We start from the raw sequence: 5,997 nt of genomic DNA, 5'->3' as shown, positions 1-5,997 counted from the left end.
AGGTGGATGAGAACAGTGCCACTATATCATCTTACGGATACTCAGGTACGCCATTCCACGCACCTGTAAGTTATAATGAAAACGACCTCGATTACGATGCTAATGGAAACTTAGTTGAAGACGAGGATTTCACCTACAACTACAACGATGCTAACCAACTTTCTGAAGTACGCTATGCCAGTAACAATTCACTCGTTGAGAAATACTGGTACGACGCCAACGGCCAGAGAGTCAAGAAACAGAACTCCGCCGGTGAGTTCACCTACTACGTCAATCAGTTCTACGAAGTAAACAACGGCACTGCCACCAGCTACTTCTTCCGCGACGGCGAGCGCATAGCCAAGCAGACAGATGAGGGTATGGAGTGGTATCTCTCCGACCACCTCGGCAGCACCACACTCCTTGTCAACGAGAGCGGCCTTGAGGTCGAACGCACCGAGTATTACCCATACGGCCAGGTTCAGTCCGGTGGTTTGGAGAAATATGGGTTCACATGCCAGGAAAACGATGTCGACACTGAATTGATGTACTACGGTGCACGCTACTACTCGCCTGAGTACAGGGTGTTCGTGCAGCCGGATACGATTCTGCCGGACCCGTACAATCCTCAGTACCTGAACAGGTATTCGTATTGTCTGAATAATCCGGTGAAGTATACTGATCCGAGCGGGCATATTGTGATTCCAGCAATAGCTATAGCTGGAGTCAAAGTTGTTTCAACTGTAATTGATTATGGTTGGAATGTTTATGATTTTGCAACAGACTCATGGACAATAGTAAATCCTAATTCAAATGTTTTTGATAAAGAAGCTGCGAAAATTGGATTGGGATTGAACATCGCGTCAGAGTTGCTTGACCCAGATGAACTGTCACCGGTTAATACCCCTGCGGATGACATCGCAAGAAAAGCACTTAAGAATCAAATCAGCAGAGAGCTTAAAGAAGGGATTTTAGAAACGGCTGCTAAAAATGCAGGAAAAACGGGGGTAATCAATCCAAAAGATATACGTTTCACACAAAACAGTATCAGTAAAAATTTCAAAGATGTTGAAGACGGGAGTGTAGATGATTTGATCGAAGGATTACGAAGTGGAAATATAAATCCATCCGAAGTTCCAGCTATACAAGTATTTGAAATGAAGGGAAATCTATACTCTCTCGATAATAGAAGACTACATGCTTTTCAGCAAGCTGGAGTCGATATCCGTTATGTATATGCAAGCCCTGATGAAATAAATAAAGGCTGGGCCAAATTAACGACACAAAATAATGGAGCAAATATCAAGGTTAGAAACGGCGGGAAATAAATGGAAATACAGGTACTTGAACCAGATATAACTGTCCATGACGTGCCATTTGAAAAAATTGTCTGTGACAATAAAGATGGTAATAAGTTATTCATTGAATTTGATGATGAGAATGAGATCAGATACAAAATTGAATTTGTAACTTATGTGGCATTGAAAGTTACAATAGATGATTGCTTTGACTCAAGTTTCTTGTCTTCCCTTTCAACCGATGGCATGATGTATGAGATTTTAAACTCTGATTGGCTTTCCCAATTAAAAGACGATTATTATAATAGACGTAAATATGAACATTTAATGGAAGGAACTCACCACTACATAATGATCCTAGGAGATTTTTATGTTGAAATAGTTGCACGTGGTTATAAATTGACTAAATTACATGCTCAATAAGTAATGCGTCATCAGCAGTACCGGCTACTTCTTCCGCGACGACGAGCGCATAGCCAAACAAACCGCCGGAGACATGGAGTGGTACCTGTCCGACCATCTGGGCAGTACTACACTGCTCGTCAATGAGAGTGGTCTTGAGGTCGAGCGTACCGAGTACTATCCATACGGTCAGGTTCAGTCCGGAGGGCTGGAGAAGTACGGGTTCACAGGACAGGAGAATGATGCTGACACCGGGCTGATGTACTACGGTGCCCGGCACTACTCACCTGGGTACAGGGTGTTCGTGCAGCCGGATACGATGCTGCCGGATGTGTATGATCCGCAGGCTCTGAATCGGTACGCTTATACTTTGAATAATCCGGTGAAGTATACTGATCCGAGCGGGCATTACGTTGAGAGTGCAATAGACATTGCTTTCCTTGCAATGGATTTGAACGATATCCGTACCGGGAACGCCAATAAATGGACATACATAGGCCTTGGAGCTGATGTCGTGTGTCTGGCTTTGCCAGGAGTGACGGGTGGCAGACTTGGAGTTAAGGCACTGGAGGAGGGAGTAACTCATGCGGATAATGTTGGGGATTTGTTCAAGTTCTTGGATAAGACAGGGGGTGCCACGAATGCAGGGAGGAATATTAATCGTGTAGACAATACGAAAGATTCATTCAATGCACTTGATTGGAATTCTGTTGTCAGTAAAACAGGAGAAACTAGAAAAGATCACATCATGCTTCATTCAAAGGATAATCTAAACAAAGATTTCCATGGAGTTTTCAGCGATGATCCCGTTAAGGTTACTAATGAGGCATGGGGCAATAGAGGAAGCATTACACCGGTTAGAGAGGGTAATGTTGATAAGTACTATATACCTTACCCAAATGCAGGATTTGAAGGCGGAAGAATGGGGACCCATGAAACTTTAAACTATGTACAAATCGTGACAAAAGCTGATACGAATCAAATAATCAGTTCTTATCCATCAAAAATAAAGGTGGTACAACATGATTAATTTATATCAATACAAAGTTACTTGGTGCCCTGTTTGTAATCAGGGATGGGTTGAAATCGCAAAAGATGTGAATTCTAAGAGACTTTTTTTACTATGCGAAGAGTGTGAATCAGAGTGGGATGAGCCTAACAATATCAAAAACAGCACAAGTACACGAGATAAGTATGGGTTAATTGAAGTACCATTGTTAGAAGAAATTAGAAAGAAGAAGTGGGATCAATATATTGTCAAAGACCCCCATATGTATAATGCAAAAATTTTTGATATTTCAGGATTGAGCAAGGATAAAAACTGGGATAAATATGCTGAAAACTGGGGAATTGGAAATAAACCTACAGAATCACACATGATTACTTGTGAAATGAATGGGATTTTGTTGAAGGCTCGTGGAGAGAATCAGAAGAAATGGAAGTCACCTTTGATTGGTAAAACAATTAAAGTTACTAATTATTTTGTAAGTATAGGTGATATCTATAAAACAGATGTTTTGATCAACGGGATTTTGCAAATAGAAAATAACGTTTACTCGGTAATTGGGGAAGTTACAAAAATAGACAACAATGGAATAAATTTTATCCTGGATTGTGGCAGTATAGTAACAGCAGCTAAACGTTATTCTGGCTTAAAGAATATTAAAAAGGGGGACCGAATAGTAATGGACCCTGGAGAATTTTACATATCCAACGTTGAACTTGAAACTGACTAAATACCATTTATCTTTGCTCAGTACAATTATTTGATTATGAGATATCTATTTCAAGTACGACCTTGCCCTCAACGGCACACTCTCACAGGTCACCAGAGGAAGCATCTCATCAAACTATGACTACGATCAGCGTTATAGAATTGTGGACGAGACTGTAACACTTGACAGTACACCCTACACCACGTCTTACGAGTATGACAGCATGGACAGGGAACGAAGATCACCTATCCGGACGCTTCCAGCGTTGGCCTTACCTACAACGCTCAGACTTTGCTGGATAGTGTTGAGGGTGTTGTGAACAACCTGGACTACAATGCAAGGAACCAGATCACCACTAAAGAGCTTTCCAACGGCGTGGTCACTAACTATACCTATGATAGTCAGAAGCTCCTGCTGGACAGGATATACACTCAGAATCTCCAGGACCTGAACTATGATTTCGACAACGTCGGCAATATCCTTGAGATCGAGGATAATGTCCTGAGTTCTGTGAAGACCTACGGATACGATGATCTGGACAGGCTGACCAGTGCGGGAATGTCGGTCAACAGCGTGCCGACGTACCAGAGAGATTTCACCTACGATTAGTATGGCTGCATCCATCAGGTAGATGAGAACAGTGTCACAATATCCTCTTATAGTTAAGATGTAACACCGTTCCACGCTCCAGTGACCTATAAAGGCAATGACCTCGAATATGATGCAAACGGTAACTTGGTCGAGGACGAGGATTTCATCTACGTCTACAATAATGCGAACCAGTTAAGCGAGGTGCGTTATTCAGGTAATAGTTCCCTCGTGGAGAAGTACTGGTACGACGGAAACGACAGGCGGATCAAAAAGCAGAATTCTGCCGGGGGGCATTGTTAATTATAGTCATTAACCAAACATTTATTATTAATTAAGTGCAACTATACTTTATGGCTAGACCTGAACAAATTCCGATAGAGCATCATCTATCATCAGAAGAATTGCTTAAAAATATCAAGTTATTAGAGAAAGATACACGAGTTCTACAACGTTTGTATTTTATTAAACATCGTTATGAAGGTTCTTCTGTTAACGAAGCAGCTAAACTTATTGGCATATCAAAACCAGTTGCATATCAATGGCAAGAGAGATGGAACCAAGACGGCTATGAAGGATTGATCCCCAGGTTTTCAGGAGGATGTCCTTCAAAACTCACTGATGACCAAAAAGAAAAACTAAAGGCTATGCTGCATGAAAGAGATGATTGGTCTACAAAAGAAATCCAGGAACTTATCCATATTGAGTTTAAGGTCCAATACACTATTAAGCAAATATTAGTAATCTTGAAAAAGTTTGGTATGTATCATGCCAAACCCTATGCACATGATTATCGAAGACCAGATGACGCAGAAGATCGTTTAAAAAAAACTTACCAGTAATCAATAATGATTGCGTAATCGGTTTTCTTGATGAATCATCTCCACAAACCACATCAAATACAGTTCGTTTATGGTCTTTCAATAAACCCGTTATGTTCAAAAATACAACTAGAATAAAAGCAAACTCGTTTGGATTTTATGCATTGAATGGTACTTCAGTAATTGATTTTAAGGAACATTCAACTAAAGAGGATGTATGTTCGTTTCTATCAACTATCAAAAACAACAACATTGAAAAGAGAATAGTTATCATTCTTGACAACTTCAGGTCACATCGGGCAAAAGACACAGTGGATTTTGCAATGGCAAATGATATCGAATTGGTCTATTTGCCTCCGTATTCGCCAGACCTGAATCCTATAGAATTCATATGGAAGAGCGTTAAAAGAGTTATTTCTTGCAATTTTATCAAAGATCTTGACCATATGAGAAATCTGATTGCTGAGACGTTTATTAGTTGTTCATCAAAGCTTAGCTTCGCAAGAAAATGGATTGAGAAGTTTCTGGATAATAAGTTAGAAAAGTTAAGTTATTAACTATAAACATAGTTATTTCTTTAGTAACTATTCAGCCATCCTTCCAGCACTAAAGTAAAAATCAATATACTATGACCTCATTTTAACGTTCAGAAAAAAGATTTTATTGATCTGAGGGGATTTGTATAGAACGAGAAGAAATACTTGCAGTTTATGAAGCTGGTCCAGAAGCAGTAGTAGAACTTGTAACTCGATTACTTGGAATAATTGAACAACAAAATATTATCATCGAACAACAATCTCTCAAAATTGCACAGCTTGAAGAACGTGTCAAGCATCTGGAAGAGATGCTTGATAAGAATAGTCACAATAGTAGCAAACCACCGTCTACTGATTCTTACTCACGGAATAAACCAAAGGTTAAAAGTCAGAGAAAAAAGAGCGATAGATCCGTAGGTGGTCAAAACGGTCATCCTGGTACTACTTTAAGAATGAATGATGATCCTGATGAAGTTGTTGTTCACCATGTTGACAAATGTACCAATTGTGGAAGATCGTTAACTTCCATTCCCTCCGATTATGAAAGAAGACAGGTCTTTGACATTCCACCAATAGCAATTAAGTGTACTGAACATCGTTCTGCGATAAAAACATGTCCTAAATGTTCTCATGTAAACAAAGCCGTTTTTCCTGAGGG

General features: G+C 40.1%; 6 protein-coding genes and 2 pseudogenes. All 8 read left to right on the top strand.

Going from position 1 to position 5,997, the window contains the following annotated elements:
- The coding region (locus tag BB781_RS15010) for an RHS repeat domain-containing protein (protein ID WP_129582749.1) at positions 1-1,307 on the top strand (1,307 nt) is incomplete at its 5' end.
- A complete protein-coding gene (locus BB781_RS15005) occupies positions 1,308-1,700 on the top strand; it encodes a hypothetical protein (RefSeq protein ID WP_094229257.1) in 393 nt (130 codons plus the stop codon).
- A 73-nt stretch (positions 1,701-1,773) separates the two neighbouring features.
- A pseudogene (locus tag BB781_RS16555) lies at positions 1,774-2,076 on the top strand (RHS repeat-associated core domain-containing protein); the annotation flags it as partial.
- Positions 2,077-2,701: 625 nt separating this feature from the next.
- A complete protein-coding gene (locus tag BB781_RS14995; protein WP_094229255.1) occupies positions 2,702-3,415 on the top strand; it encodes a hypothetical protein in 714 nt (237 codons plus the stop codon).
- Positions 3,416-3,709: 294 nt separating this feature from the next.
- On the top strand, positions 3,710-4,003 hold the full coding sequence (locus BB781_RS14990) for a hypothetical protein (RefSeq protein WP_164997933.1): 294 nt from the start codon (positions 3,710-3,712) through the stop codon (positions 4,001-4,003).
- Between the two features lie 81 nt (positions 4,004-4,084).
- The gene (locus BB781_RS15480) at positions 4,085-4,285 is read left to right on the top strand and encodes a hypothetical protein (protein WP_129582747.1); all 201 of its coding nucleotides are present in this window, start codon (positions 4,085-4,087) and stop codon (positions 4,283-4,285) included.
- 50 nt (positions 4,286-4,335) lie between these two features.
- Positions 4,336-5,360, top strand: a pseudogene (locus BB781_RS14985) (IS630 family transposase).
- Between the two features lie 119 nt (positions 5,361-5,479).
- Positions 5,480-5,997: DUF6444 domain-containing protein (locus tag BB781_RS15475; protein ID WP_242492686.1), on the top strand; the 518-nt coding region annotated here is incomplete at its 3' end.

The organism is Methanolobus psychrotolerans, from assembly GCF_002243045.1.
Taxonomy (GTDB): domain Archaea; phylum Halobacteriota; class Methanosarcinia; order Methanosarcinales; family Methanosarcinaceae; genus Methanolobus; species Methanolobus psychrotolerans.
This window is presented reverse-complemented; position numbering and strand designations above follow the sequence as displayed.

Coding starts and splice junctions, on each gene's coding strand:
- BB781_RS15005 (WP_094229257.1), top strand. CDS start 1,308: ATGGAAATACAGGTACTTGAACCAGATATAACTGTCCATGACGTGCCA.
- BB781_RS14995 (WP_094229255.1), top strand. CDS start 2,702: ATGATTAATTTATATCAATACAAAGTTACTTGGTGCCCTGTTTGTAAT.